Source organism: Flavobacterium sp. DSR2-3-3, from assembly GCF_049896585.1.
Lineage (GTDB): Bacteria > Bacteroidota > Bacteroidia > Flavobacteriales > Flavobacteriaceae > Flavobacterium.
In genome coordinates this window covers 53,330-79,238 of record NZ_JAFCUP010000009.1, presented here as the reverse complement: position 1 = coordinate 79,238, position 25,909 = coordinate 53,330, and the positions used below count along the sequence as shown (strand labels likewise).

29 protein-coding genes, 1 tRNA gene and 1 pseudogene are annotated in these 25,909 nt (G+C 34.9%); 12 read left to right on the top strand and 19 right to left on the bottom strand.

Translation table 11 applies throughout. The features are described from left to right. Positions 1–350: 350 nt before the first annotated feature. Entirely contained in the window at positions 351–1,067 is a 717-nt protein-coding gene (locus tag ACP7AQ_RS12625) for a CDP-alcohol phosphatidyltransferase family protein (RefSeq protein ID WP_426095694.1), read from the top strand. Between the two features lie 7 nt (positions 1,068–1,074). Continuing rightward, positions 1,075–1,938, top strand: a complete 864-nt coding sequence (locus ACP7AQ_RS12620; RefSeq protein ID WP_426095693.1) for a glycoside hydrolase family 25 protein — start codon at positions 1,075–1,077, stop codon at positions 1,936–1,938. Positions 1,939–2,019: 81 nt separating this feature from the next. Here the strand turns inward: ACP7AQ_RS12620 and ACP7AQ_RS12615 are convergent. The 5 genes and pseudogenes from ACP7AQ_RS12615 to ACP7AQ_RS12595 all read right to left on the bottom strand — a co-directional run bounded on the left by ACP7AQ_RS12615 (position 2,020) and on the right by ACP7AQ_RS12595 (position 5,466). Further along, positions 2,020–2,388 (bottom strand): annotated as a pseudogene (locus ACP7AQ_RS12615) (four helix bundle protein). Between the two features lie 113 nt (positions 2,389–2,501). Further along, positions 2,502–3,242 carry an LPS export ABC transporter ATP-binding protein gene (gene lptB, locus ACP7AQ_RS12610; protein WP_426095692.1) on the bottom strand — a complete coding sequence of 247 codons (741 nt, stop codon included), beginning with the start codon at positions 3,240–3,242 and terminating at the stop codon, positions 2,502–2,504. 97 nt (positions 3,243–3,339) lie between these two features. Next, entirely contained in the window at positions 3,340–3,693 is a 354-nt protein-coding gene (locus ACP7AQ_RS12605; protein ID WP_091205817.1) for a carboxymuconolactone decarboxylase family protein, read from the bottom strand. Further along, positions 3,686–4,501, bottom strand: a complete 816-nt coding sequence (tatC, locus tag ACP7AQ_RS12600; protein ID WP_426095691.1) for a twin-arginine translocase subunit TatC — start codon at positions 4,499–4,501, stop codon at positions 3,686–3,688. Before tatC ends, ACP7AQ_RS12605 begins: the two co-directional genes overlap by 8 nt. Then, on the bottom strand, positions 4,501–5,466 hold the full coding sequence (locus ACP7AQ_RS12595) for a KpsF/GutQ family sugar-phosphate isomerase (protein WP_426095690.1): 966 nt from the start codon (positions 5,464–5,466) through the stop codon (positions 4,501–4,503). The genes tatC and ACP7AQ_RS12595 overlap by 1 nt, the downstream gene beginning before the upstream one ends. An 85-nt stretch (positions 5,467–5,551) precedes the next feature. Between ACP7AQ_RS12595 and recQ the strand changes: the two genes are divergently transcribed. Further along, entirely contained in the window at positions 5,552–7,747 is a 2,196-nt protein-coding gene (gene recQ / locus ACP7AQ_RS12590) for a DNA helicase RecQ (protein WP_426095689.1), read from the top strand. Between the two features lie 66 nt (positions 7,748–7,813). Here the strand turns inward: recQ and ACP7AQ_RS12585 are convergent, their stop codons facing one another. After that, positions 7,814–8,050, bottom strand: coding sequence for a hypothetical protein (locus ACP7AQ_RS12585; RefSeq protein WP_091205826.1), 237 nt, complete (start codon positions 8,048–8,050; stop codon positions 7,814–7,816). A 215-nt stretch (positions 8,051–8,265) separates the two neighbouring features. Here ACP7AQ_RS12585 and ACP7AQ_RS12580 point away from each other — a divergent pair, with 215 nt between their 5' ends. Both ACP7AQ_RS12580 and ACP7AQ_RS12575 read left to right on the top strand, forming a co-directional pair. Continuing rightward, complete coding sequence (locus ACP7AQ_RS12580) at positions 8,266–9,828, top strand: NAD(P)/FAD-dependent oxidoreductase (RefSeq protein ID WP_426095688.1); 1,563 nt, start codon at positions 8,266–8,268, stop codon at positions 9,826–9,828. A 281-nt stretch (positions 9,829–10,109) separates the two neighbouring features. Further along, the gene (locus ACP7AQ_RS12575; RefSeq protein ID WP_091205832.1) at positions 10,110–10,289 is read left to right on the top strand and encodes a hypothetical protein; all 180 of its coding nucleotides are present in this window, start codon (positions 10,110–10,112) and stop codon (positions 10,287–10,289) included. A gap of 370 nt (positions 10,290–10,659) precedes the next feature. Here ACP7AQ_RS12575 and ACP7AQ_RS12570 read toward each other — a convergent pair whose 3' ends face one another. The 4 genes from ACP7AQ_RS12570 to msrB all read right to left on the bottom strand — a co-directional run bounded on the left by ACP7AQ_RS12570 (position 10,660) and on the right by msrB (position 14,365). Then, positions 10,660–11,442 carry a CHAD domain-containing protein gene (locus tag ACP7AQ_RS12570; RefSeq protein WP_426095687.1) on the bottom strand — a complete coding sequence of 261 codons (783 nt, stop codon included), beginning with the start codon at positions 11,440–11,442 and terminating at the stop codon, positions 10,660–10,662. 229 nt (positions 11,443–11,671) lie between these two features. Next, positions 11,672–12,979: an amidohydrolase gene (locus tag ACP7AQ_RS12565; protein WP_426095686.1), complete on the bottom strand. Its 1,308-nt coding sequence runs from the start codon at positions 12,977–12,979 to the stop codon at positions 11,672–11,674. A gap of 209 nt (positions 12,980–13,188) precedes the next feature. Then, complete coding sequence (msrA, locus tag ACP7AQ_RS12560) at positions 13,189–13,803, bottom strand: peptide-methionine (S)-S-oxide reductase MsrA (protein ID WP_426095685.1); 615 nt, start codon at positions 13,801–13,803, stop codon at positions 13,189–13,191. Position 13,804: 1 nt separating this feature from the next. After that, a complete protein-coding gene (gene msrB, locus ACP7AQ_RS12555; RefSeq protein WP_426064946.1) occupies positions 13,805–14,365 on the bottom strand; it encodes a peptide-methionine (R)-S-oxide reductase MsrB in 561 nt (186 codons plus the stop codon). Between the two features lie 287 nt (positions 14,366–14,652). Between msrB and idi the strand changes: the two genes are divergently transcribed. The 7 genes from idi (at position 14,653) to ACP7AQ_RS12520 (ending at position 18,295) form a co-directional block, all read left to right on the top strand. Further along, positions 14,653–15,213: an isopentenyl-diphosphate Delta-isomerase gene (idi, locus tag ACP7AQ_RS12550; RefSeq protein ID WP_426095684.1), complete on the top strand. Its 561-nt coding sequence runs from the start codon at positions 14,653–14,655 to the stop codon at positions 15,211–15,213. Between the two features lie 13 nt (positions 15,214–15,226). Beyond that, on the top strand, positions 15,227–15,637 hold the full coding sequence (locus ACP7AQ_RS12545) for a 6-pyruvoyl trahydropterin synthase family protein (RefSeq protein ID WP_426095683.1): 411 nt from the start codon (positions 15,227–15,229) through the stop codon (positions 15,635–15,637). Beyond that, the gene (locus ACP7AQ_RS12540) at positions 15,634–16,095 is read left to right on the top strand and encodes a peroxiredoxin (protein WP_426095682.1); all 462 of its coding nucleotides are present in this window, start codon (positions 15,634–15,636) and stop codon (positions 16,093–16,095) included. Before ACP7AQ_RS12545 ends, ACP7AQ_RS12540 begins: the two co-directional genes overlap by 4 nt. A 153-nt stretch (positions 16,096–16,248) precedes the next feature. Continuing rightward, positions 16,249–17,211, top strand: a complete 963-nt coding sequence (locus ACP7AQ_RS12535) for a type I phosphomannose isomerase catalytic subunit (RefSeq protein WP_426095681.1) — start codon at positions 16,249–16,251, stop codon at positions 17,209–17,211. 68 nt (positions 17,212–17,279) lie between these two features. Then, complete coding sequence (locus ACP7AQ_RS12530) at positions 17,280–17,546, top strand: hypothetical protein (RefSeq protein WP_091205856.1); 267 nt, start codon at positions 17,280–17,282, stop codon at positions 17,544–17,546. 78 nt (positions 17,547–17,624) lie between these two features. Then, positions 17,625–17,698 (top strand) — tRNA-Thr (locus ACP7AQ_RS12525). A gap of 132 nt (positions 17,699–17,830) precedes the next feature. Further along, positions 17,831–18,295, top strand: coding sequence for a hypothetical protein (locus tag ACP7AQ_RS12520; RefSeq protein ID WP_426095680.1), 465 nt, complete (start codon positions 17,831–17,833; stop codon positions 18,293–18,295). A gap of 128 nt (positions 18,296–18,423) precedes the next feature. On the opposite strand, the gene ACP7AQ_RS12515 is transcribed toward ACP7AQ_RS12520, so the two are convergent. From ACP7AQ_RS12515 to ACP7AQ_RS12475, 9 genes are all read right to left on the bottom strand, one after another. Next, a complete protein-coding gene (locus tag ACP7AQ_RS12515; RefSeq protein ID WP_426095679.1) occupies positions 18,424–19,134 on the bottom strand; it encodes a DUF4369 domain-containing protein in 711 nt (236 codons plus the stop codon). 199 nt (positions 19,135–19,333) lie between these two features. Next, positions 19,334–21,196 carry a peptidase M61 gene (locus ACP7AQ_RS12510; RefSeq protein ID WP_426095678.1) on the bottom strand — a complete coding sequence of 621 codons (1,863 nt, stop codon included), beginning with the start codon at positions 21,194–21,196 and terminating at the stop codon, positions 19,334–19,336. 54 nt (positions 21,197–21,250) lie between these two features. Next, positions 21,251–22,198: an alpha/beta hydrolase gene (locus tag ACP7AQ_RS12505; RefSeq protein ID WP_426095677.1), complete on the bottom strand. Its 948-nt coding sequence runs from the start codon at positions 22,196–22,198 to the stop codon at positions 21,251–21,253. Between the two features lies 1 nt (position 22,199). Beyond that, complete coding sequence (locus ACP7AQ_RS12500; RefSeq protein WP_426064934.1) at positions 22,200–22,544, bottom strand: hypothetical protein; 345 nt, start codon at positions 22,542–22,544, stop codon at positions 22,200–22,202. 65 nt (positions 22,545–22,609) lie between these two features. Next, positions 22,610–22,888 carry a DUF2805 domain-containing protein gene (locus ACP7AQ_RS12495; RefSeq protein WP_426064933.1) on the bottom strand — a complete coding sequence of 93 codons (279 nt, stop codon included), beginning with the start codon at positions 22,886–22,888 and terminating at the stop codon, positions 22,610–22,612. A gap of 119 nt (positions 22,889–23,007) precedes the next feature. Further along, positions 23,008–23,835: a sterol desaturase family protein gene (locus ACP7AQ_RS12490; RefSeq protein ID WP_426095676.1), complete on the bottom strand. Its 828-nt coding sequence runs from the start codon at positions 23,833–23,835 to the stop codon at positions 23,008–23,010. 45 nt (positions 23,836–23,880) lie between these two features. Next, positions 23,881–24,489: an alpha-ketoglutarate-dependent dioxygenase AlkB family protein gene (locus ACP7AQ_RS12485; RefSeq protein ID WP_426095675.1), complete on the bottom strand. Its 609-nt coding sequence runs from the start codon at positions 24,487–24,489 to the stop codon at positions 23,881–23,883. 4 nt (positions 24,490–24,493) lie between these two features. Next, positions 24,494–24,847 (bottom strand): DoxX family protein, encoded by a 354-nt coding sequence (locus ACP7AQ_RS12480; protein WP_426095674.1) that lies wholly within the window; start codon positions 24,845–24,847, stop codon positions 24,494–24,496. A gap of 68 nt (positions 24,848–24,915) precedes the next feature. Further along, a complete protein-coding gene (locus tag ACP7AQ_RS12475; protein WP_426095673.1) occupies positions 24,916–25,812 on the bottom strand; it encodes a DMT family transporter in 897 nt (298 codons plus the stop codon). Positions 25,813–25,909 lie beyond the last annotated feature (97 nt).

Here is a 25,909-nt window from a genome sequence, read left to right as displayed (position 1 = left end):
ACAAACGAAATGTCTGTTTAATTTTTATCAAAAATATAATTTTTTACTGAGGTTATTTCATTTTGCTGTTTAATTTACTGTGTCGGCCTCACGGTTTAGTTTTAAAGTAGTGTTGCTACAGATTAAAATAGTACTAGGATGACATAGATGAAGCTGATTTCTGCTGATTTTTTTTAAATAGAATTTTTTCCTGTGGTTGCCTATTCAACATGATAAATTTGAGAATAGAGTAATTACCATCAAAACAACTGATGTTGTCTTTTGCTGTTAAAAAATCTCTACTGAAAAACGTACTTATCATTGACTTATTATGCTAAATTTGCGACTTTGATTCCTTAAACTTTATTATCATGACTATTAAAAAGCATATCCCGAATTTAATTACGCTTCTGAATCTTTTTTGCGGTTGTATCGCATTGGTATTCGCTTTCAACCAAGATTTTGAAATGGCTTTTTATTTTGTTTGTCTGGGGATATTTTTGGATTTTTTTGATGGTTTTTTTGCGCGATTGTTCAACGTTTCCAGTCCGTTGGGATTGCAATTGGATTCTTTGGCTGATATGGTTACCAGCGGTGTGGTTCCGGGTTTGGTAATGTTTCAAATGATGATTAGTCATTCGTCTACCGCAGCGGCTGGTCATTTGCAGTTTTTTCCGTTTTTAGGTTTTATCATTGCATTGGGATCTTGCTACCGTTTGGCTAATTTTAATATTGATACCCGTCAAACGGATTCTTTCATTGGTTTGCCAACACCTGCTAATGCGCTATTTATTTTAAGTCTTCCTTTGGTTTTACGATATACGGATTCTATATTCATTGTTGAGCTATTGACCAATCCATGGTTTTTATTGGTGATAACACTAGTAAGCGCTTACATGCTGAATGCAGAAATTCCGTTATTTTCTTTGAAAGTCAAGAAGTTCAGTTTCAAAGAAAATTCACTTCAAATCGTTTTTTTAACTAGTTCTCTTTTATTGCTAGTTTTCTTTCGCTATTTGGGAATTCCATTGCTGATACTATTTTATGTATTGTTGTCCGTTGTGAATAATAAAGTGCTTAAAAAGTAGTTTTTGAATGAGAAAACAAACCGTTCGAAGAAAAACTAATGTAGTTCGTAAACCAAAAAAGAAAGCAGCTGTTTTCTCGAGAAAGTTGCTACGCTATGCTATTATTACTTTTTTTGTGTTATTGCTCGCCGGAATTGGTTTTCATTATCGAAATGGTTTAGCCTATTATTTTGGTTTTAAGTCGGATAAAATTATCAGGGCTGAGAGAGAAGCCCAACGCATTTCAGATATTCGAAATTTTCAGGTTTTAGAAAAACATGAAGGGAAAAGTATTGGTATTGATGTTTCGGAATATCAAGGCAAAATCCGATGGTCTTACGTTGATACTTTAGAAAAAAAATATCCATTGCATTATGTTTTCATCCGAGCCACGGTTGGGAAAGACAGAAAAGACCGTCAGTTTAATAGGAATTGGCTTGGCGCCAAAGAAAATAAAATGATTCGCGGCGCCTATCATTACTATCGTCCAAATGAAAATTCGCTGGAGCAAGCTGCGCTTTTTATAAAAACGGTTACCCTTCACAAAGGAGATTTACCTCCTGTTTTGGACATTGAAAAATTGCCTAAAAATCAGTCGATTGTCAATCTTAAATTAGGCTTGAAGCGCTGGTTGCATGCAGTAGAATCCCATTATGGTGTTAAGCCAATTATATATACTGGTGAGCGTTATTATGATGATTTTTTGAAAGAAGAGTTCAGCGATTATCTTTTTTGGATCGCTAATTATAATTTTTACCGAGAGGAAATTAATGATGAGTGGTTGTTTTGGCAATTTACAGAAAAAGCATCGGTTCCAGGAATTAAAGGGAATGTAGATGTCAATATTTATAATGGAGATTTGCAGCAATTGCAGTTTATTACGGTGGAGTAATTCTTTAGTGTTCAGTATTCAGTGCTCAGTATTCAGTTGCCAGAATAAAGTGAATGTTGATTTAGCAGTAAGGCTAGACTTCTAAATACTTACGCCGAATTTTTGAGGATCTAAAATTAGGTAATTGATTAGTTTACCAACTGATTTGCTTTCATTTAATAACTAATTATGAGTATTGTCATTGATATAATTACACTTCAGTGCAAATTCCAGCCATACTTGTGTTTCTGAGTTTTCTGCATCGGAATCAGTTAATTTGCTATAAAAATGTTTAGGATAATCTCTTTTTCTATATGCTTCTGCAATATTAGCGGGGACACTTCTAGAGGAACGTCTGATTTGGTCGGTTAAAGAATACATTTCTTCTTTTGGGAAAGATTTTGTTATATTAAAGATTTTCATGGCTAATGAAAATGATTTCTGGTACGCTAATAAGTTTTGGAATTTCATATTTACTGTTTTTAAAAATAAACGCTGAGTACTAACCACTTTTTTCAGCTGACCACTGACCACTGTATTTAAGACTGACCACTGACCACTTTTTTAAAAACTGACCACTTTTTCTAAAACTCCAATTTCTTCTTTCTCAATTCAAAATTTTGTCCAAGATAGACGCGACGCACCATTTCATCTTCGACTAATTCTTCCGGAATACCTGCTTTCAGGATTCCTCCTTCAAACATCAGGTAGGTTTTATCCGTAATAGCCAGCGTTTCTTGTACGTTGTGATCCGTAATCAGAATACCGATATTTTTATTTTTTAGCTGTGCTACAATTCTCTGAATGTCTTCTACGGCAACAGGGTCAACACCTGCGAAAGGTTCATCTAATAAGATGAATTTTGGGTCGGTGGCCAAACAACGTGCGATTTCAGTGCGACGACGTTCTCCACCAGAAAGTAAATCGCCTCTGTTAGTACGAATGTGTTCTAAGCTAAACTCGTCAATTAAGCTTTCCATTTTCGCTTCTTGTTCCCCTTTGGATAGTTTGGTCAATTGTAAAACGCTCAGTATATTGTCTTCAATGCTTAATTTTCTGAAAACTGATGCTTCTTGTGCCAAATATCCAATTCCCTGTTGTGCTCTTTTGTACATCGGGTAATCAGTGATGTTCAAATCGTCCAAAAATATATTGCCTGAATTGGGTTTCACCAATCCCACAATCATATAAAAAGAAGTTGTTTTTCCTGCACCATTTGGACCTAAAAGCCCTACGATTTCACCTTGATTCACTTCTACCGAAATGCCTTTGACAACACTGCGTCCTTTATAGGTTTTGATTAGATTTTCGGCTCTTAATTTCATATTCTTTGGTTTAATCGTTTAAACGCGTTTATTGTTTGTTCGTTCATTCTTGTCAAATAAACGAATAAACAATTAAACGATTAAACTTCTTAACAAATTATTTAGTCGCGGCTTCTTCCAACGCTTCCCAGAATTCATAAGCTCTGCGTAAATGAGGTACAACAATAGTTCCGCCAACAAGTGTTGCGATTCCCATAGCTTCCATCATTTCCTCTTTAGTAACGCCTTCTTTATGGCTGGTTTCTAAATGGTATTTTACACAATCATCACAGCGTAAAACTGCTGAAGCGACTAATCCCAGTAATTCTTTGGTTTTTACGTCCAAAGCTCCAGCTGCGTATGCATTGGTGTCTAAATTAAAAATACGTTTTACAATTTTATTATTGTCTGCCAATAATTTTTCGTTCATTTTCGAACGGTACTCGTTGAATTCTTCTATTATATCAGCCATTTACTTTTTTTTGATTTTTTACTACTATTTTTGAAATTAAGATACTCGCTTCATAGATTAACAACATCGGAATGGTTACAATGATTTGACTCACTACATCCGGAGGTGTTACAATTGCTGCCACAATCAAGATGATAATTACGGCATATTTCCAGTATTTCCTTAAGAAATCAGGTGTTACTAATCCTAATTTAGTCAGGAAATAGATAATTATTGGTAATTCAAAAAACAATCCGCAAGCAATTACACTTGTTTTTACCAGTCCAATGTAGGAATCAATACTAAACTGATTTTTTACAACAGCACTGATTGTAAATGTAGCAAAAAAGTTAACAGACATCGGTACAATTACATAATAGCCAAACAATACGCCCAAAAAGAACAGTAATGATGACGAAAAAATAAAAAGTTTTGCATGTTTTTTCTCCGTTTCGTACAAAGCAGGACTGATGAATTTCCAAACTTCCCAGAGAATGAATGGGAATCCAAGAATGAATCCGGCGGTTATACAAGTCCAAATCAAAACATTAATCTGGCCTTCCATGTTCGTGTTTTGTATAATAAAAGGCATTTCAGTTACGCAAATGCTTTCGGCAAAACCCAACTGATTGGATAAATCACAAAAGAAACGATACGTGATGAAATTAGCATTTGTCGGGCCAAAAATAATCACGTCAAAAATATAATCACTTACAAAAAAAGTGATGGTGGCCAAGATTAATATTGCCATCGTGCTTCTAACCAGTAACCATCTTAATTCTTCAAGATGATCTAAAAACGACATTTCGTTTAAGTTTTTTTTCGCCATTATACTATTCCTTCTTTTAAAATATCGTGCAAATGCAATACGCCTCTGTATTCTGTACCATCAATCACTACTAATTGAGTGATGGAAAAATCTTCCATTATATTTAGTGCTTCCACCACCATAGCGTCAGAAGTCGTCATTTTTGCGTGTTTTGTCATGATGTCCTTTGCGGTCAAATCGGCAAAAGTGTCTCTGTCACTCAACATTCTTCGAATGTCACCATCAGTGATAATTCCAATTACTTGCTCATTTTCAACTACTGCAGTTACACCAAGACGTTTTTCGGAAATTTCAAAAATAACTTGCTTGATGGATGCATCTGGAGCAACCATAGGTTTTAAGCTGTGTTCCAACATGTCTTTGACACGCAACAGTAATTTTTTCCCCAATGCGCCTCCTGGATGGTAAACTGCAAAATCTTCGGGTTTGAAATTGCGCATTTCCATTAGGCAAACGGCAAGGGCATCGCCCATCACCAGTTGTGCTGTGGTGCTATTTGTTGGAGCCAAATTATTAGGACAAGATTCAGCATCGACTGCAGTGTTGAGAACAAAATCAGAGCCTTTTGCCAAAAAAGAATTCATGTTACCAGTAATGGCAATCAGGGTATTTCCAAATCTTTTTAAGAGTGGCACCAAGACTTTTATTTCGGGACTATTGCCACTTTTTGAAATGCAAACAATCACATCCTCGTTTTGAATCATGCCCAAATCACCGTGAATGGCTTCAGAGGCATGTAAAAAAAGTGAAGGCGTTCCTGTGGAATTAAAAGAAGCTACCATTTTTTGAGCAATAATTGCACTTTTTCCAATTCCGGTTACGACTAATCTTCCCTTCGAATTATAAATTTTTTGTGTCGCGTTAATAAAGTTTTCATCCAGAAAATCAATCAGTTTAGCTATTGATTGACTCTCCGATAAGATTGTTTTTTTGGCACTGGCCAATATATTTTCTTTAGTGATCAAAACAGAATGATTAAAATTTGTGTGTGTAAAAGAAATTTGTACCTTTAGGTGTTGCAAATTTATACAAAATACCACATAATAAAGAATGAATCCAAACGAAATTGACATACACAAAGAATTAAAGAAATATTTTGGCTTTAGCCAATTCAAAGGGTTACAGGAACAAGTCATAAAATGTGTTCTAAATCAAGAAAATACATTTGTGATCATGCCCACAGGCGGAGGAAAATCACTTTGTTATCAGCTGCCCGCTCTAATTCAGGAAGGAACCGCTATCGTAGTTTCGCCCCTTATTGCTTTAATGAAAAATCAGGTGGATGCCATCAGAAGTTTGTCTTCTGAAAATGGTGTAGCTCATGTTTTAAATTCCTCACTGACTAAAACTGAAATTGCCCAAGTAAAAAAAGACATCACTTCCGGACTCACCAAGTTGCTTTATGTAGCGCCTGAGTCTTTGACCAAAGAGGAGTATGTAAATTTCCTAAAAAACGTTACTATATCTTTTGTGGCTATTGATGAAGCCCATTGTATTTCAGAATGGGGACATGATTTTAGACCTGAATACAGAAACTTAAAACACATCATCAAGCAATTGGGCGATGTACCTATTATTGGTTTGACTGCTACGGCGACACCAAAAGTACAGGAAGATATTCTGAAGAACCTAGACATGACCGATGCTAAAACTTTTAAAGCATCATTCAACAGGCCCAATTTATATTATGAAGTACGTACTAAAACCAAGAATATCGAATCGGATATTATTCGGTTTATAAAACAACATAAAGGAAAATCAGGCATAATTTATTGCCTGAGCCGTAAAAAAGTCGAGGCTGTTGCCGAGGTTTTGCAAGTAAACGGTATAAGTGCCGTGCCGTATCATGCGGGATTGGATGCTAAAACCCGTGCCAGACATCAGGACATGTTCCTAATGGAAGATGTTGATGTAGTGGTGGCAACTATCGCCTTCGGGATGGGAATTGACAAGCCGGATGTGCGTTTTGTAATTCATCATGATATTCCTAAATCACTGGAAAGTTACTATCAAGAAACGGGTCGTGCCGGTCGTGATGGCGGCGAAGGACACTGTTTGGCTTATTACTCTTATAAAGATGTCGAAAAATTAGAGAAATTCATGTCTGGGAAACCCGTTGCCGAGCAGGAAATTGGATTTGCTTTGTTGCAGGAAGTAGTGGCCTATGCCGAGACTTCGATGTCCAGAAGAAAATTTCTATTGCATTATTTCGGAGAAGAATTTGACGATGTTACTGGCGAAGGAGCTGATATGGATGACAACGTCAGAAATCCGAAAACAAAAATTGAGGCAAAAGATCAAGTAGTGCAATTGTTGCAAGTAGTACGAGATACCAAACATTTATACAAATCAAAAGAGGTTGTTTTTACGTTGATTGGTCGCGTGAATGCGGTTATCAAAGCACACAGAACAGATACGCAATCCTTTTTTGGATGGGGTTCAGCTCATGATGAAAAATACTGGATGGCTTTATTGCGACAAGTGCTGGTAGCGGGATACTTATCAAAAGATATTGAAACGTATGGCATCGTAAAAATTACCGATAAAGGATTAGATTTTATAAAGAAACCTGAATCTTTCATGATGTCAGAGGATCATGAATACAACGAAACTGTCGATGAAGCTATTGTAACTGCATCTAAATCCACAGGAGTTGCAGATGAATTGCTGATGGGAATGCTGCGAGATTTACGTAAAAAAGTAGCCAAAAAAGTGGGCGTTCCTCCATTTGTAGTTTTTCAAGATCCATCGCTGGAAGATATGGCTTTGAAATATCCTGTTTCTCAACAAGAATTAATCAATATTCATGGGGTTGGTGAAGGAAAAGCTAAAAAATACGGAAAGGAATTTTTAGAATTAATCAGCCGCTATGTTGCCGAAAATGACATCATTCGTCCGGATGATTTGGTGGTAAAATCTACCGGTGTCAACTCTGTGAATAAACTTTATATTATTCAAAATATTGACAGAAAATTATCGCTCGATGACATTGCTTCCGCCAAAGGGATTAACATGGATGCTCTAATTAAAGAAATGGAACAGATTGTTTATTCCGGAACCAAACTGAATATCAAATATTGGATTGATGATATGCTTGACGATGATCAGCAAGAAGAAATCCACGATTATTTTATGGAATCTGAATCCGATAATATAGAAAATGCACTCAAGGAATTTGAAGGGGATTATGATATTGATGAATTGCGTTTGATGCGTATCAAATTTATCAGCGAAGTGGCGAATTAAAGGTTTCAGTTTTCATTCGCAGTTTTCAGGTTTCGTACTGTCAACTGGGAATGAAAACTGTGAACTCTATTCAAACAATTCTCCTCGATGCGGTTTCAAAACATCTCTAACCTGAATCATGTTTTCATCCGTTACTACCATAAAAGCAATGGCTTGCATCTCGTTTTGAATCTCAAATCCAGTGATATTCAGTGGTAATTTTTCAATAGCGATGTATTCTTTTAAATGAATTTCGTGGTGTTCCGCTGTTTTTGCGGAAGCCGGACCACGGAAATCCCAAATCAATTTTATTTTTCTAGACATTTTTTTTCTAAGATTAATTGGATAACGGTTTAATTGTTTTACCTGTTTTAGAGTACAAATTTACAAAGTCTAATTCGAAAATTGGTCAATGTAAAAAATTGAAAATGGATTTTGTTTTCATTTAGAAGAAGTCACTTCAAAATACTACTTTTGTACCTAAATTGTTGGACAGTTTATTAAAGTCTAATAATCTTAAAATCGAATAATCTAACAAAATGCCTCAAGAACTCTTATTACAAGTCTCTCCAGAAATTGCAGCAAACGATTTGTTGTTGAAAAATCATTTATCAAAACAAATTAAGGTTTCTGTAAATGAAATTCAGCATGTTTCTATTTTAAAAAGATCTATAGATGCCCGTCAAAAAGCTATAAAAATTAATCTTAAGGTTGTAATTTATTTAAAAGGAGAACCTTTTCAAGACCAAAAAATACAACTTCCGGATTATGGTAATGTGGCTGGAGCTCAAGAAGTGATTGTTGTTGGTGCCGGACCTGCCGGACTTTTTGCTGCCTTGCAATTGATAGAATTGGGTTTGAAGCCCATAGTTATAGAGCGTGGAAAAGATGTTCGAGGCAGACGTCGAGATTTGAAAGCCATAAATGTGGATCATCTTGTAAATGAAGATTCTAATTATTGTTTTGGCGAAGGCGGAGCAGGAACCTATTCTGATGGGAAATTGTATACCCGTTCTAAAAAAAGAGGCGATGTAACACGAATTTTGGAATTGTTTGTCGCTTTTGGAGCCTCCGAGGATATCCTGATTGAAGCACATCCACATATTGGAACAAATAAATTGCCTCAAATTATTCAAGACATTCGCGAAAAAATTATCGAATGTGGTGGACAGGTTTTGTTTGAAACCCGACTAACGGATATTTTAATAAAAAATAATGAAGTGCAAGGTATTGTCACGCAAAAAGGCGACACGATTCTTGCTAATAAACTCATTTTGGCCACTGGACATTCGGCGCGTGATATTTTTGAATTATTGGACCTAAAAAAGATTTTTATCGAGGCGAAACCTTTTGCTTTGGGTGTAAGGGCGGAGCATCCACAATCTTTAATAGATAGTATTCAGTACAGTTGTGATTATCGTGGGGAATTTTTACCTCCAGCTCCGTATTCAATTGTGAAACAAGTAGGAGGAAGAGGAATGTATTCGTTTTGTATGTGTCCCGGAGGTGTGATTGCGCCTTGTGCCACTAGTCCCGGAGAAGTGGTAACGAATGGTTGGTCACCATCCAAAAGAGATCAGGCCACCGCTAATTCCGGAATTGTAATTGAATTGCAACTGGAAGATTTTAAACCTTTTGCGAAATTTGGTGCTTTGGCCGGAATGGAATTCCAAAAAAGTATCGAGCAACGCTCGTGGCACTTGGCAGGCGAAACCCAAAAAGTTCCTGCGCAACGCATGATTGATTTTACACAGAACCGAGTCTCCTCAGATATTCCTAAAACGTCCTATGTTCCCGGAACGACTTCAGTAGAAATGGGACAGGTTTTTCCCGAATTTTTAACGCAAATATTGCGAGAAGGATTTACTGAATTTGGAAAGTCTATGCGTGGTTATTTGACAAACGAAGCCATACTTCATGCTCCGGAATCCAGAACGTCATCGCCAGTGCGAATCCCGAGAGATCCGTTGACATACGAACACGTTCAAATAAAAGGCTTATATCCTTGCGGCGAAGGTGCGGGCTATGCCGGCGGAATTATATCTGCCGCTATTGATGGCGAAAAATGTGCTTTGATGATTGGTGCGATTTTGAAGAAATAGAAATCAAAAAGAATAATCAATTGTGTGCCTTTAAAAAATTTAATAAAAAATTGAAATTATTTAAAGAATGTTTTACTACGTTTTGTAAAATTTAACATTCTATTAAAAATGTCATTTTTATGCTATCCAAATATTTAATTTTAAGAATTCTTATTTATAAATGGTATAATTAAGCTTTTTTTTGTGAAGAAAAGAATAGTATTATTATTGCGCTTCCTAATATTGTATCGTTAATGATTTTTTTTCTACTATATTTGCAAGTAAACGATAAAAATAAAAAAATGTTTGAAAAATTTAAAAAATCTGAAATATTGATTTTGGTATTGGTTATCGCGTTGATTTTTACTTCTGAATATTTTTATATTGTATTAAAAGATCCACAGCGCGCTATTTTTATTGGATTATGGCCTCCAACAATCCTTGGTCTTTTGATATTTTTAAATTTAAAACTTAAAAAATAATATGGAAAATTTAGAATTAATTATCATGACAGGCGTGGTGATTTTATGCTTTGCGGCGTTCTTTATTTCTACTTTTAACGAATTTGAAAAAGTCGAAAAAAAAAATTTAACGAACGAGAATAGCAGGGGTATAATATCCAGATTCTTAGCATACTTGGAAAGTTTAGTATCGGATTAAAGGTATGTAGCAGCATTTTTGTTGCCTAATTCATCATTTAACCCTTCGATTGTCAGTCAATTTTAAGCATAAGTGTGTTATAAGGTATAGGATGCAAGTTCGTTTTAACAATAAAAATTGTTTAATTTGCAGCCTGTTTCACGCATATCTTAATGGTGAACTTATTTCCTCAGTATTTGAGAATCATAATTTTTACAAAAAGGTCTGATAAGGTAAAGCCTCATTTATTTTAACGAACAGGAATGCTCTTTTAGAAGTCATAGTTACTATAATGATTCTGATTTGTTTTCTTTCATTAGAATCTTTTTTGAAGGTAGAAATTATTTTTTTTAAATGAAGAATAACGACATCGTAATCGTGCCATTTCCCTAGCAAATCCGACAGCTTATCCTGATCAGGAACTAATTTTTTTTGATCAGGATTCATGATTTTCTCATTATACTGGTATTCTTTTAATTGTTTTCGAAAATCGTGGATTTGTTTCTTTTTGAAATCATTCTTCTGGATTAATCTTTTCATCTCCCTTCTCGCTTTATTTCTGTAGCGATGTACCTTTTTTTTACTTGTTTTCGTGAAAAAACGTATAATTTCACGATATTTCCCTTTCAACTTTTTTATAAAAAGCTTATTTGCTGTCGAGAAGAAGTTTTTTATTTCTTTGGTTTCTAGTTTTTTTAATCGATTGGGGTATTTTTTAAGCAAATGAAAATTGGGCTGTTTCTCAAGAAGGGTTTGTTCCAATTGAATTTCCCTAATTTTTCCGGCTTTTTTAAAAATAATTCTGAAAGGTTTATAGGCTTTTTGAAGCTTAAATTTCTTGGAACAAAAGGCAATTAATTCAAACAATGCCTTGAGTCTTTTGATTTCCAACCGCAGTTCATGAAAAGTTTCAACTGTATAACAGTCGGGAGCTTTCTCCAAGATTAGGTTTATGGCTTTTTTTCGTTTTTTAAAATATGTTTCCAATGCTTTCATTTAACAGCCCTATAGTTGATCATATTTCTATAAATGTATTGCAGTTCGTTTCTTATATGCTGGAAAAAACAATAATTCCGGATAATAAAGTAAATTTACTGAAAAACGTTTTATAATATATTTTAAATTGCTTTAAATCAGCTATTTATTTTTATATTTATCAAAAACAGAAAAAAGCAGGAAATCTCTTTTCGCTTGCTATTTTTTAAAATTTTCTGTTTTTAGGGATTTATTTTTTAGCATTCATTTCCATATAATCTAAAGTTAAATTAGACATTGCCTTCATTCCTAACACAAAACCGCTCTCGTCAATATAGAAATCAGGAGTATGGTGAGAGGCAGTTTCAGTTGGATTTTTGCCTTTAGGCATTCCGCCAAGGAAAAAGAAAAGACCAGGAATTTTGTCTTGATAGTACGAAAAGTCTTCCGCTCCAGTTGCTGCGGGTGTTAAGACTACATTGTTTTTTCCGGCCACAGCTTCCAGTGTTGGTACCATTTTTTCGGTCAGTATTGGGTCGTTGTACGTGATCAATGTTTGTTTTGTAATGCTTACTTCAGCAGTGGCTCCCGCACTTTCCGCGATACTGGTAGTTATTTGTTTCACGCGGTTGTGAATCATTTCCTGTACTTTTTTATCCAGTGTACGAATCGTACCGGCCATTTCGAGTTCTTCCGGAATAATATTGCTTCTTACACCAGCGGTCACTTTTCCAACACTTACCACAGCAGCTGATTCCGTTAGATTTACATTGCGACTCACAATAGTTTGCAAACCCAAAATTATTTGAGAAGCCGTAACAATAGGATCCACGGATTGCCATGGACTGGCTCCATGCGATTGTTTTCCTTTTATTTTTATTTTGAACCAGTCGGATGAAGCCATAGCTCCTTTTGGGCGGTAATTGATTTTACCAACTTCGGTTTGTGCGCTGATGTGCAAACCAAAAATCACGTCTACTTTTGGGTTTTCAAGGACGCCTTCCTTTACCATTAGTGCGGCTCCACCTTCTTCTCCTTCTGGCGCCCCTTCTTCTGCAGGTTGAAATATGAATTTGACAGTACCTTTTAATTCACTTTTGATAGATGCCAGAATTTCAGCAGTTCCCATCAGCATGGCTACGTGCGAATCGTGTCCGCAAGCATGCATGACACCCACTTCCTGACCGTTGTATTCGCCCATTGATTTTGAAGCAAAAGGAATATTTACTCTTTCCTTAACCGGTAAGGCATCCATGTCGGCCCGAAGAGCGACTACAGGACCAGGTTTTCCTCCTTTTAAAATTCCCACCACGCCTGTTTTTGCCACTCCGGTTTGAACTTCGATGCCCAAAGAACGTAAATGCGTAGCTATTTTTTCAGAAGTTTTAAATTCTCTATTTCCTAATTCCGGGTTTTGGTGAAAGTCTCTGCGCCAAGAAATAACTTTGGATTCTAAAGAAGCAGCTTTTTGAGCAACGGTAGCTTTTACTGCGGTATTTTGTGCTGAGACAAAAATAGAGTACGTAAATAAGCAAGTAAAAAAAATAATTTTTTTCATTAGTTGTGGTGTAAGTTTTGGGTCATGATCAGCGTCTATTTCAATTGAAATGTGGTCTGTTACGGTATTAAACAAGCTCAGGTGAAAACAAATATAGCAAAATTATTTTGCCTTGCAGCAATTTTAAATACCGGCGTAAAATATCTTTCGTTGAGTAGGATATAAAAAAAACCGCCTTGTTTGTGACAACAAGGCGGTAGCTTACTAATTTATTTTTGCTTTTTCAATCGGCTTTTAAAAAGCTTTTCGAATTTCTCCATTTTAGGTTGAATTACCATTTGACAATAGGGTTGATTTTTATTGTTGGCATAATAATTTTGATGGTAATCTTCTGCTTTGTAAAATTTGTTGAGTGGTTCTACAGTTGTTACTATTGGAATATCATAAATCTTAGCTTTTTTCATTGCATTGATTATCTTTTGCGCTGATTTTTTTTGTGCTTCATTTTTGTAAAAAATGGCTGAACGGTATTGAGTTCCGACGTCCGCTCCTTGACGGTTTAATGTGGTTGGATCATGCACCGTAAAAAAGACTTTAAAAATTTCATCCAGATTTGTTACATTTTTGTCGTAGGTGATTTTTACGACTTCGGCATAACCCGATTTTCCGGTCGACACATCTTCATAGGTAGGATTCGCATTTTTGCCCCCTGCATATCCTGAGATTGCCGATTGTACTCCAATAAGATTCTCATAAACAGCCTCAACACACCAGTAACAACCTCCAGCTAAAGTGATGGTTTCAAGATTGGATTGCTTCGGTGTTTGACTTTGCGCAAACAAACTGCTTGTTGCTAAAATAAACAGTAAAAATAGTTTTTTCATGTTATTTAGTATCAGGGATAAAGTCAAGTGCGATAGAATTCATACAGTATCTTTTTCCGGTTGGTTCTGGTCCGTCATCAAATAGATGCCCTAAATGACCATCACATCTTCCGCATAGTGCTTCAATTCTTTCCATTCCAAGAGAGTTATCGGTTTTATAAACCACACTGGTTTTATTGTCTTGTTCGAAGAAACTTGGCCAGCCACAATTGCTTGAAAATTTGGCACCGGAACGAAATAATTTGTTGCCACAGGCCGCACAATAATAGGTTCCTTTGTCATCTGTGTTCCAATATTTTCCTGTAAAAGGTCGTTCCGTATCCGCATTACGGGTGACTTCATACACATCTTCGGGTAAAACTTTTTTCCATTCGGCATCACTTACGTTAAGTTTTGTCGTATCTGTATTGGAGTAATACGGATTTCCGGGTTTGTTTATAGTGTTTTCCATTGCAATAGTTTTTTTGATAATTCCTTGTTTTTTTGTTTTTTGCGCACAGGCTGTAAACATGAATAATGGGATGAGAAATAATGCGCTTAGCACTTGATTTTTTGTTTTCATTTTAATTTTTTTTATCACAAATGTAATTGACTTTCAGATTTTAAAGTGTCAGCTACTTTGTAAGTGGATTTTCTTTTAATTGTATTCTAACTTATTTACATTTACGAAAAAATGACACTTTTAGTTTTAAAATTTCAAAGTATGATAAGCAGTAAATTAGGCTTGTATTTTAGTTGATATAAAATTAGAATATTGGCGTATTCAACACTCGTTAAACTTTTCATAATTTCAAAAACGTCACAGATACCCGTTCTTTTTTTGTATTTTTGACTTTATAATAAAACCACATGTTAGAAGAAAACGTAATATTAGTTAACGAAAAAGATGAGCAGATAGGATTGATGCCTAAGCTTGAGGCACATCAAAAAGCGGTCTTGCATCGTGCTTTTTCAGTTTTTGTTTTAAACAGTAAAAATGAAATTATGCTGCAGCAGCGTGCGCATCAAAAATACCATTCACCTTTGCTGTGGACCAATACCTGTTGTAGCCATCAACGTGAGGGAGAATCAAATATTCAGGCAGGAAGCCGACGATTGTTTGAAGAAATGGGTTTTATAACTGAACTCAAAGAACTTTTTCATTTTATTTACAAAGCACCTTTTGATAACGGTTTGACGGAGCATGAACTCGATCATGTGATGATTGGCTATTATAACGAAGCACCGTTGATCAATCCGGAGGAAGTGGAAAACTGGAAATGGATGAAAATTGAAGATGTGAAAACAGATATGGAACTTCAGCCTGCTTTGTATACGGTGTGGTTCAAAATAATTTTCGACGAGTTTTATCACTTTCTGGAAGAGCATAAAAGTCCTTCGTCGGCAAATGCTACAGTTAATAATCTTTAATTCATACTATTTTATGAAAGTTACCATTTCGAGAAAAGCCCATTTCAATGCGGCTCATAGATTACATAGGAAAGATTGGACTTTTGAACAAAATGATGCTGTTTTTGGGAAGTGCAATAATCCTAATTTCCACGGACATAACTATGATATGACAGTGAGTGTTACAGGTGAGATTGATCCTGAAACAGGATATGTGATGGATGTAAAATTTTTAAGTGATATTATTAAAGAGGAAGTTGAGAATCAGTTCGATCATAAAAACCTGAATCTGGATGTTCCTGAATTTGAACATTTGAATCCAACAGCCGAAAATATTGTGGTAGTCATTTGGAATAAAATCAGAAAAAGAATTAAAGCGGAATTTGAATTGGAAGTGGTGCTTTATGAAACGCCTCGTAATTTTGTAACCTACAAGGGAGAATGAAAGAACTGAAAGTAGGGGACACCATTCCTCGTTTTAACGCAAAAGATACCAATGGAAATGATTTTGACAGCGCAAATTCAGCAGGTCAAAAACCGCTTGTTATTTATTTTTATCCAAAAGATAATACTCCGGGTTGCACTGCCCAAGCCTGCAGTTTCAGGGATCAATATGAAGATTTTAAAGATTTGGGAGCTGAAGTGATTGGCATTAGCAGTGATAGCGTCGCTTCCCATCAAAAATTCAGCAAACAATTTAAGTTGCCTTTTATTCTTTTGTCGGATTCGGATAAAAAAATCAGGAAACTCTTTGGCGTCCCTGCCGGAATGTTTGGGTTATTACCGGGAAGAGTGACCTACGTAACCGACAAAAATGGAGTCATACAAATGATTTTTGACAGTGTATTGGCAACAAAGCATATTTCAAAAGCCCTTGAAACCATTAAAAAAATAGTATCATAGAGTAACAAAGTAGAATAAGCTATTTTTTTTATTTGTTCCTTGTTTTGTAATCTGTAGTGAGTTTGCTTTAATTATTGAAGTAAATGTGTCAATAGTTATATAAAAAAATATTGGTTTTGTACATTTGACTTTCAAAAAAAAACCCAGCCTGATATGAAATTTTATCCATTACAATTTAAACCCATTTTTAAAGAAAGAATCTGGGGTGGTGAAAAACTAAAAACAGTACTTAATAAGCCAATTACTACTAATAACACTGGCGAAAGTTGGGAATTGTCTACAGTTGAAGGTGACGTAAGTGTTGTGGTCAACGGAGAATGGAAAGGAAAATCATTGACGGCAATTATTAATGAGTTTCCCGATGAAATGGTAGGAACGGAAGTTCATGCCAGATTCGGAAAACAATTCCCATTGCTTTTTAAGTATTTGGATGCCAGCGAGGATTTGTCCATTCAAGTGCACCCTAACGATGCTTTGGCTAAAAAAAGACATAATTCTTTTGGTAAAACTGAAATGTGGTATGTCATGCAAGCGGATAATGACGCCAAAATTATTGTAGGGTTCAAGGAAGATTCGGATGCGGCGGAATATTTAGAAAATCTTAAAAACAAAACATTACTTTCTATTCTCAATACAGTAAAAGTACAAGTGGGGGATGTTTTCTTTTTAGAAACGGGGACGGTTCACGCTATAGGAGCTGGATTGGTGGTCGCCGAAATTCAACAAACTTCAGATATTACCTATCGTATCTATGATTTTGATAGGGTGGATATTCATGGAAATATAAGGGAATTGCATGTCGATTTAGCTATGGATGCAATCAATTATAATAAAGTACAAACCAAAAAAGAGTTTACGAAGAATGTAAATGAGTCAAACGAAATTGTTGACTGTCCTTATTTTACAACTAATTTTATTCCATTGGACGGAGAAATTGCGGTTTCTAAATCCGGGGAAAGCTTTACGGTTTACATGTGCGTGGAAGGATCTTTCGAAATAGAAAACAACAATTCAAAATTGCACTACATAAAAGGAGACACTGTTTTGATTCCAGCAGCTATGAAGGAATTTATTCTCAATGGAAAAGCTTCAATTTTAGAAATTTACATTTCATAGTCGGTAATAGAAAGATTATGTGTACTTTTGCAGACGCAAATTAAAATTCAAATTTTAAAAAAATAAAAATGGCAAACGTTAAAAATTTAAAAAAAGACATCAACTACGTTTTAGGAGATATTATTGAAGCAGTTTACTTATTCGAAATTTCTACTACAGGAAAACCAACAACAGAAACTAATGCTTTAATTGATGAAGCTATCGCTGCTTTTGACACTTTGATCACTAAAGTGAACGTTAAAAAAGTAGAAGATAAAAAGGCACACTTCAAACAAATCAATGTTGAATTGGAACAAACTGCTAATCAATTGATTGCTAAAATCAACGAATTGTAGTTAAAGAAAACGCAAAAAAAGTTTGAATTTGTTTTGGAAAATAGAAATTCAGACTTATATTTGCACCCGTAATGAGTCGCCAGCGTAGCTCAGTTGGCTAGAGCAGCTGATTTGTAATCAGCAGGTCGTGGGTTCGAGTCCCTCCGCCGGCTCTTTAATAAAACCATCCCGTCAGAAGCGGGATGGTTTTTTGTTTTTGGTAAAAATGAGAAATGAGTTCTACTTTTATTGAATGTCCTAATTTTTTGGTTAAATTTGAAATCTAACCTTTAACCAAATATATTATGGAAGAGCATTCAGTTGTTGAAAGTTTCGATTTGAAACTAAGTGAGTCTGCAAAAGACTTTTTGAAGGAAACCGCAAAGTGGGCCTATTTTTTATCCATTTTGGGTTTCATAGGAATAGGTTTTATTATTTTTGCGGCATTATTTGCCGGGACACTTTTCTCAAGCATGAGCAAGATGAATCCTGCAATGGGAGCCATGGGATCTTCTTTGGGAATCGTAATGGCTTTTGTTTACTTTTTGATTGCGGTGCTATATTTCTTCCCGGTATATTACCTGAATAAGTTTGCCTCCAATGCTAAAAGAGCATTCAAAAATAATAACTCCGAAACCTTGACTACTTCTTTAGAATATCTAAAATCGCATTATAAGTATATAGGAATTATGACTTTGGTTGTTTTCGCTCTTTATTTTTTAATATTTATCGGGATGATTATTGCAGGAATGTCATTTAATAATGCTTAATTAACTGTATCTTCTTAATGATGCCAAATGTTTTTTATTCGAATATTGAAAACATTTGTATGATAAACCAAAAAACCATCTTGTTTGTATCAAGATGGTTTTTGCTATTTTGTTTTAAAAGGAATCGTTTATTTTTGATTTTTAACTGTGACAATATACTCCGTTAGTTTTTTACCGTACAGTGATTTTGCTACTTTTGGAGACATTGCTTTTTGAATTGTATCCAAGTATTTTACATTAATGTCATAAATCTCCGATAATGCGATATACGGTGATACCTCGAAGTTTCTGTTATTTAATGCAAAATTAGTAGCAAATAAATATTTTCTTTTGATATTAGAATCTTGTTTTGCACCCAGACTGTCAACAGCTTTAGTGTTTTGACTTTTGATTGCATTGAATTTTTTTTCAATCAGCGAAAGATTCTCATTTGTAAAACGGGAATTAATTTTTTTATACTCTTCGTATATTTCCTGATTTTTTGATCCTGTAATTTTGGCGTCAGATAAATAATGGTCTAAAGTGGTTTCGATAGTGATATTACCCGGTTCAGCAAAAAAAGGCAGGTTGTTGTCTAAAGAATTGCTCACGCCTCGGTCCAAGAATAAATAAAGCATCTCTGCTGATTTGAGATCAAGATCGCTATTGAAAGCAGCACTCCCATCAATATTGATTGTGTCAATGGCTACCAATGTTGTATCAACGATTCTTTGAATGTATAAAATCCCTTTTTTTAATCCTTTAATATTTCCGGTAATGTGTACATTGCCTTTAGATTCATTCTGGCTGCAGGCGGATAACAATAGGAATGCAACGAATGCAATAATAATTTTTTTCATGTGTAGTTAAAATTTGTTTTGGATAAGGAATTGCTATTCTGTTTGTAATTTGACTGGAACGATTGCAATTTAATTGGTGTTTCTATTGTGGCGCAAAATAAAGAAAATTGTTGGAAAGATTTTGGTAACGCATCCAAATTTTACAAAAAAAATCCCAATCTAATTTCTAAATTGGGATTTCTTAAAATTATTGTAGAAGTTATGCTTTGAACCAAGCTTCTTTCAACGCTTTTTTTGTCGCATCAGTTGCTCTAAGGCCTTCTTTTTCTTCATAAGGAAATTTTACTTGTCCTTTGATAATTTGTTCTTTGCCGTCACGTTTTATTTTAATTGCGATAGCATCATTTTCTTTCCAGTTTTGACTTTCCATAATCATTTCATAAATGTTGTCTAATGAATACGGTTTGTCATTTATGGATACTAAAATATCACCTCCTTTTAAACCCAAATTAGTGTAAAAAGCGTTTAACTCCATATTTGGAATTACAAAGATTTCTTTTGTTTGTTGGTTTACGGTAATGTATGGCGTTTGCCCTTTCAGAAATACATTTCCCGGAACTTTTTCAACGGATTTTGTAACACCAACTTTAGCCAGATATACAGCGTAAGGAATTGGGGTTGTACTAGAAACATAAGTAGTCAAAAAATCGCCCACTTCAGGATATGTAAATGACGTTATTTTAGCAAAAAGTTCATTGTCATTAAATGGTTTTGATACACCATATTCATTGGATAATTTTTGCATCAAATCAAGAATTCCTCTTTCGCCCTTACTTTTTTCTCTGATGATGATATCCAAACACATTCCAATCAATGCTCCTTTTTCATATACGTTCAAGTATTGGGCTTTGTAAGGTTCTGTCAACACATTTGCACTCATTGTAGTGAAAGGCATCGTGTCATTCATCGCATTTGCATGTTCAATTTTTTCAGACATACGCGTATAAAACTCCTCTTCCGTAATTAATCCTTGATTAATCTGAAAAAGATTGGCGAAATATTCCGTTACACCTTCATACATCCATAAATGTTCTGACATTTTGGGCGTATTGTAATCAAAATACTGAATCTCTTTAGAATGAATCGTTAAAGGAGTTACGATATGGAAAAATTCATGTGAAACGACATCTTTCATTGATTTTACCAATTCGGATTTAGGCATCATTTCCGGTAAAACAACTGTCGTAGCTGTAGGATGTTCTAAAGCTCCAAATCCTTTTGCGTCAGTAGGCGTCATGCTTGATAAATACAGTAAAACAGTGTATTTTTTAGTAGCATTAATTTTTCCTAAAAAAGTTTTCTGAGCGATCATCATTGTTTTCATCTCCGGAGTGATGCTTTCGGCAGTTACTTTTCCAGTAGGAGAATACACGCCAATCAAGATTTCCATGCCATCCACAGTGAAAGTAGTGTAATCTGGTTTAGCATACATAACTGGATTTTCAACCAATTCAGCATAACGCATCGTTTTAAAAACATCATTGGTCGCACTTGCATCCAAGTCGGTCATTGAGGTCGCACCCCAAAGCATTTCAGGATGTGAGATGCTTACGGTGTAGGCAAAATCTTTTTTGTCTTGAAAATATCCCACAAAACCATGCATGTTTAGCATAAAGTTTTTACCAGCATCTATATTTGTTCCAGCAGGAGAGAAAATATCATTTTGACCAAAACCGCCGCCTTTTTCAGTATCGAATGTATCGTTTACCAAATAAGTGATTTTTACCAATGATTTCGCATTCTTGATATTCCAAGTGTTATCATCGGTTTTTGTCGTGGCAAGTAGGTTTCCTTTGCTGTCAAAAGCTTTGAAATCTTCGATGTATTTTCCGTAATCATCTACTGAATAGGTTCCGGGAACAATTTTAGGAACGCTGTACGTCACATCTTCAGTACTAATTTTAGGCGATGTAATAGTGACCATAACCTTGTCATCTTTTACTTCGTTCAAATTAATGACAACGTTTACTTGTTCTTTTTTAATAGCAACAACGGCCGGGTTTGCAGTTTTACAGCTCCAAAGAATCGAAGCAAATGCCAGTGAATAAAGTATTCTTTTCATTTTGTTTGTTTTATTTGTTGTTGTTAGTCTTCTCAGTTGTACAATTGTTACAGCTTAAAGTGATTTTACAAATGTTGTTATGGTGCTCGTTAATTTTGTAGAAATTGGTATATCAGGATTAGAATAGGATTTCATGTTTTCAGCGTCATCTCCGTTGATAACTTTAAAAATATGATTCATATTTTCGATCAAAACGATTTGAGCCCCGGGTTTTGCTTTTTTTAACAGTTCCGCTTCTGAAACAGCTACTTGTAAATCTTTGGTTCCGTTTACTATTAATACCGGCATTTGTAATTTTGCAATTTCAATTTGTGGGTTGTATTGTATCCATGAAATCATATAAGGCTGAATACTCTCTCTAAAAATGGAAGCTAACATCGGATTTTTTAATTCAAAAGTTTTTCCACTTTTAAGGATATTGAGATTTTTTTGTGTTTCTTCTTTTAGAAAAGGCGCTTGTTTTGTAATCTGATCTACTAAAACGGCATCAATAGTTCTTCCCGCTCCTGCCAATGAGATAAAAGCGTCTGCTTTTTCATTCGCGGCAATCATTCCTATTAAGGAACCTTCGCTGTGCCCTGCAATTATTATTTTGTTGTATTTTTTTTTATTTTTAAAAAATAACAAAACGGATGTCGCATCGGTAATGAAATCATCAAAAGTTAGCGCTGCCTCATTCACGGTTTTACTTTTCATTTGAGCAATGATTCTTTTATCATAGCTAAAAACAGCAATATCATTTTTTGCTAATGCTTCGGATACGTATTTTAAAGAGTTATTGGTTAACCCTTTTTGATTGCCATCTCTATCTGTAGGTCCTGAACCAGCAATAAGTATCACAAGGTTGGTTTTCTTATTTTGTTTTAAAGGCGAATACAGCGAACCATTTATCAATGGATTTACAGCAATTTCTTCTTTATTAAAAGATTGAACTACAGTTTCTGTTTGGGAATAACTTAATATTGAATAAAACACCATCAATAGGAATAATAATTTCTTCATTTTATTTTTCATTTAATAAGTTCATTATCATTGCAGGATTTTCAACTTCAATGATTAGTTTATTATAATAGGAATCTTTGAGTTCGACAATAATTGCATTTTTTTTATTGCAAACATCCCAAAAATTACGTTTTCCTTTCTTTATGTAAGTTCCAGCAGTAATTACCCATGGTAATTGGGTACCTGGCATTTTCCAACCAATCCAAAAAGTAAACTCATCATTGCTTTGATACGCTCTGATGATTTTATTTTTAGGTACTCTAATCTTATTTTCTAAAGCCCAAAATTTGTGACTTCCAAGAATGTTAAAGATAAATTCGTTGTCTTCTGATGTAATTGCAACCATAATTGAGTGGGAAAAAAGTTAATTGTTTAAAAACAAAAACTCCCGGATATCAGGAGTTTCATTCTTTAATCTAATTTATTTTTTATATAGTATTTACCATCCAGATCTTCATCAAAATTATCAATCTTAACGGGTTTTGGTTTTGGTTTGTTGGCAGTTGCTTTCTTTTTCCACATTTCGAATTTTTCTGCGGGCATCTTCTTTTTCATGATCTCAAGAATCTCTTTTTCTGCTAGACCATATTCTTTTTTTATGACTTCAAAAGGATTTTTTTCTTCTAAAGCCATTGTAACAAGTTTTTCTGTTTGCTCCCAGTTCAATTCTTTTCGGTTACTCTTTTTCATCACGTGAAAATTAATTCAAATAAGTTGTTAATGATTAATAAATTTCATTTCTAATTTGATATCAATATTAAGAAAAAAAATAATTAGATTTTCTCAATTGGACATTTTTTTTATTCTTTTTACTTGTTTTCTTTTAAAGCGGCTTTTTTAAAGGGTATTTTTAATAAATTTTTTAATTCATTGTGTTCCTCAGGATTCAGATGTGTATCGATACCGTAAATGATATCTTCCTTAGGCAGCGTCATGAAAGTCCCGAAAAGCCTGTCCCAAACTGAAAAAATATTTCCATAATTACTATCTGTATACGGTAAAACATAATGGTGGTGAACTTTGTGCATGTCCGGAGAAACGATAAAATAACTTAAAAAAGTATCTACCTTTTTAGGAAGAGAAATATTTGCGTGATTGAATTGCGTAGCCACTACAGATAACGTTTGGTACAGAAAAACCAGCCACATGGGACTTCCTATAATTAAAACACCGATGGCCGTAAATGCAAAGCGAATTACACTTTCTCCCGGATGATGCCTGTTCGCTGTTGTGGTGTCAATCCAAGTATCTGTGTGGTGGATTAAATGGAAACGCCATAAAAATTTGGTTTTATGTTCCACTAAATGTACTAGATAGGCACCAATCAAATCCAATAAAAGCAATCCGACTAAAGCGTAAAGCCACAATGACATTTCAGGAAGCCATTGTAATATTCCAAAATTATTGGCAATAGTCCAATCAGCTGCTTTCAATAAAATAAAAGCTAAACAAAAGTTGACAAGAATAGTCGTGAACGTCATGAAGATGTTAATACCCGCATGATGCCATTTTTTGTACGTGAAATTAAATAACGGAAAAGCATTTTCAATCAGCCAAAAAAAAGTGATTCCACCCACAAGAATTAAACTTCGGTGTGAAGATGGAATCGTAGAAAAATAAGTAACAATAGCATCCATGATTTAAGTATTTATACCAAATCTAATAAATTTTTTAGAAAATATCTATTTGATTACCCGAAAAGTAGCATTTATTCTGGGACCAATGGATTTTGCGGTTTTTGGAATTTGATGTTTCCAGAAATGTTGTGTGGTTCCTTTCATTAAAAGCAAACTTCCGTGTTCCAGAACAATGCTTTTTTTCTGGTCTTTGTCCAAATTATGTTTCAGCTGAAACGTGCGTTCTGCGCCAAAACTCAACGAAGCAATAACAGGATTTATCCCTAATTCTTTTTCATTATCGGCATGCCAGCCGTTGCTATCTTTTCCGTCGCGATACTGATTGAGTAAAACAGTTGTAAAAATTGTATCCGAAACTTTTTCGATTTCCGTTTTCAGCTTTTGCAAAAGCAAATTCCAAGGATGCGGCTCCATGGTTATATTCGAATAGGAATAGGGTTTTCCTTCGTTTCCAAACAAAGCCGTCAAGCGCGGCTGCGGATGAATTTTTCCATACACCCGAATTTCATCGTGTTGCCAAGGGACATCTTTTATTAATTCTGCAAAAATAAGATCGGCTTGCTCTTTGTCAAAAAACTGTGGATAATAAATAATATCAGCGTCCGGCAAGTCAAGAAAGATGTGGTTTGATAAGGATTCGAAAAGTGATTTCACAGCTTTATGTGTATTGGTAGGCCCAAAAAATGAGAACTAATTGTAAAGGCATTCGCAAAAGCAAAACCCATTTAGGCAAACCCATTCTTGCTTTTTCATCGAAATACATATACAAATGAGTTGGGAAAACTGCGATTAATAAAGCGATTACTCCCCATGCAGCGTAGCTTGAAAGTTCAGGGATGCACAATGCAATTCCCAAAATTATTTCCGCTAGACCGCTTACGTAGTTTAGTAATTTTGGATTCGGGAAAGAAGGAGGAATGATTTTCAGGTATAATCTCGGATTTCTGAAATGGTTTAATCCTGCAATAAAGTAAACGAAAGCCATCAAATATATATGCCAAGGTAAATTCATAATAAAGTTATTTGATACGAATTTATAAAATTTTTAATGAAATAAATACAAATGTTTTTAAATAGAAATTATGTCGTTTTCTTAAAATTCACGTTCATAATCACAATTGCCAAGATGATTAAAATAATTCCAATCCATTGGATTAAACTCACGTTTTCACTCAAAAGAAAGTATGCCATAAGTACTGAAACCGGAAGTTCCAGTGCAGATACAATACTTCCCAGACCAATTCCGGTAAGAGGGAAACCAGCATTGAACAACAAAGGTGGAATTATAGTTCCAAAAAGCGCCAGTATTATTCCCCATTTGATGAAAATCTCAAAATTGAAAGGAGTAGTTTGTGTTGCTATTGCAAATCCGGTTACGATAAAAGCACCACCAAGGAGCATATACAAACTACGTTGCGCTGAGGAAACGTGCGTTGCCAAACGATTAGCGGTAAACATGGTTGTGGTAAAGGAAGCGGCGGCCATAAGTCCTAAAACGATTCCGCGCCAGTCTAATTCTGCTTTGCTTTGTATAAGATTTGTGGCAAGTGCCGTTCCAACTAAAATTATAATTACCGAGATGATTTTTTGAGTGGAAGGTCTTTTCTTTTCTAAAATCATTTCGAATAAAACCCCCATCCAAACGGTTTGCATCAGTAAAACGATAGCAATAGAAACGGGAATGTATTTGACCGCCAAATAATAAAAAATACTCGTCATTCCGAGCGAAGTTCCCGCCAGCATTAGTTGAGTAATGTTTTTCTTGGAGGCTTTTATAACGTCATCTCCTTTTTTAGCTTTTTGGAACATGTTGATAAGCAGCATTCCCAATATTCCATACCCAAATTGTGCAATGGTTACTTCAGGGGTGGTAAAACCTTCTCCATAGGCTATTTTTACTAAAGTTGCCAGCATTCCATAACTCGTTGCGCCAAGACCTACCAGAAAAACTCCTTTTAGTACATTATTCTTTATCATTTTTTTTCAATTTTAAAAAGCGGGCAAAGATAAGGTTTAGTTCCTTTTATGAGTTATAAACTAGAAGTTAATATTTAAGACTTTAATTCTGTTATGA

Coding starts and splice junctions, on each gene's coding strand:
- ACP7AQ_RS12575 (WP_091205832.1), top strand. CDS start 10,110: ATGTTTGAAAAATTTAAAAAATCTGAAATATTGATTTTGGTATTGGTT.
- ACP7AQ_RS12515 (WP_426095679.1), bottom strand. CDS start 19,134: ATGAAAAAAATTATTATTGCATTCGTTGCATTCCTATTGTTATCCGCC.
- ACP7AQ_RS12480 (WP_426095674.1), bottom strand. CDS start 24,847: ATGAATTTACCTTGGCATATATATTTGATGGCTTTCGTTTACTTTATT.
- ACP7AQ_RS12625 (WP_426095694.1), top strand. CDS start 351: ATGACTATTAAAAAGCATATCCCGAATTTAATTACGCTTCTGAATCTT.
- ACP7AQ_RS12510 (WP_426095678.1), bottom strand. CDS start 21,196: ATGAAAAGAATACTTTATTCACTGGCATTTGCTTCGATTCTTTGGAGC.
- ACP7AQ_RS12565 (WP_426095686.1), bottom strand. CDS start 12,979: ATGAAAAAAATTATTTTTTTTACTTGCTTATTTACGTACTCTATTTTT.
- ACP7AQ_RS12500 (WP_426064934.1), bottom strand. CDS start 22,544: ATGGTTGCAATTACATCAGAAGACAACGAATTTATCTTTAACATTCTT.
- recQ (WP_426095689.1), top strand. CDS start 5,552: ATGAATCCAAACGAAATTGACATACACAAAGAATTAAAGAAATATTTT.
- ACP7AQ_RS12620 (WP_426095693.1), top strand. CDS start 1,075: ATGAGAAAACAAACCGTTCGAAGAAAAACTAATGTAGTTCGTAAACCA.
- lptB (WP_426095692.1), bottom strand. CDS start 3,242: ATGAAATTAAGAGCCGAAAATCTAATCAAAACCTATAAAGGACGCAGT.
- ACP7AQ_RS12605 (WP_091205817.1), bottom strand. CDS start 3,693: ATGGCTGATATAATAGAAGAATTCAACGAGTACCGTTCGAAAATGAAC.
- ACP7AQ_RS12505 (WP_426095677.1), bottom strand. CDS start 22,198: ATGAAGAAATTATTATTCCTATTGATGGTGTTTTATTCAATATTAAGT.
- ACP7AQ_RS12530 (WP_091205856.1), top strand. CDS start 17,280: ATGGCAAACGTTAAAAATTTAAAAAAAGACATCAACTACGTTTTAGGA.
- ACP7AQ_RS12570 (WP_426095687.1), bottom strand. CDS start 11,442: ATGAAAGCATTGGAAACATATTTTAAAAAACGAAAAAAAGCCATAAAC.
- ACP7AQ_RS12540 (WP_426095682.1), top strand. CDS start 15,634: ATGAAAGAACTGAAAGTAGGGGACACCATTCCTCGTTTTAACGCAAAA.
- ACP7AQ_RS12535 (WP_426095681.1), top strand. CDS start 16,249: ATGAAATTTTATCCATTACAATTTAAACCCATTTTTAAAGAAAGAATC.
- msrA (WP_426095685.1), bottom strand. CDS start 13,803: ATGAAAAAACTATTTTTACTGTTTATTTTAGCAACAAGCAGTTTGTTT.
- idi (WP_426095684.1), top strand. CDS start 14,653: ATGTTAGAAGAAAACGTAATATTAGTTAACGAAAAAGATGAGCAGATA.
- tatC (WP_426095691.1), bottom strand. CDS start 4,501: ATGGCGAAAAAAAACTTAAACGAAATGTCGTTTTTAGATCATCTTGAA.
- ACP7AQ_RS12490 (WP_426095676.1), bottom strand. CDS start 23,835: ATGGATGCTATTGTTACTTATTTTTCTACGATTCCATCTTCACACCGA.
- ACP7AQ_RS12475 (WP_426095673.1), bottom strand. CDS start 25,812: ATGATAAAGAATAATGTACTAAAAGGAGTTTTTCTGGTAGGTCTTGGC.
- ACP7AQ_RS12585 (WP_091205826.1), bottom strand. CDS start 8,050: ATGTCTAGAAAAATAAAATTGATTTGGGATTTCCGTGGTCCGGCTTCC.
- msrB (WP_426064946.1), bottom strand. CDS start 14,365: ATGAAAACAAAAAATCAAGTGCTAAGCGCATTATTTCTCATCCCATTA.
- ACP7AQ_RS12545 (WP_426095683.1), top strand. CDS start 15,227: ATGAAAGTTACCATTTCGAGAAAAGCCCATTTCAATGCGGCTCATAGA.
- ACP7AQ_RS12520 (WP_426095680.1), top strand. CDS start 17,831: ATGGAAGAGCATTCAGTTGTTGAAAGTTTCGATTTGAAACTAAGTGAG.
- ACP7AQ_RS12495 (WP_426064933.1), bottom strand. CDS start 22,888: ATGAAAAAGAGTAACCGAAAAGAATTGAACTGGGAGCAAACAGAAAAA.
- ACP7AQ_RS12580 (WP_426095688.1), top strand. CDS start 8,266: ATGCCTCAAGAACTCTTATTACAAGTCTCTCCAGAAATTGCAGCAAAC.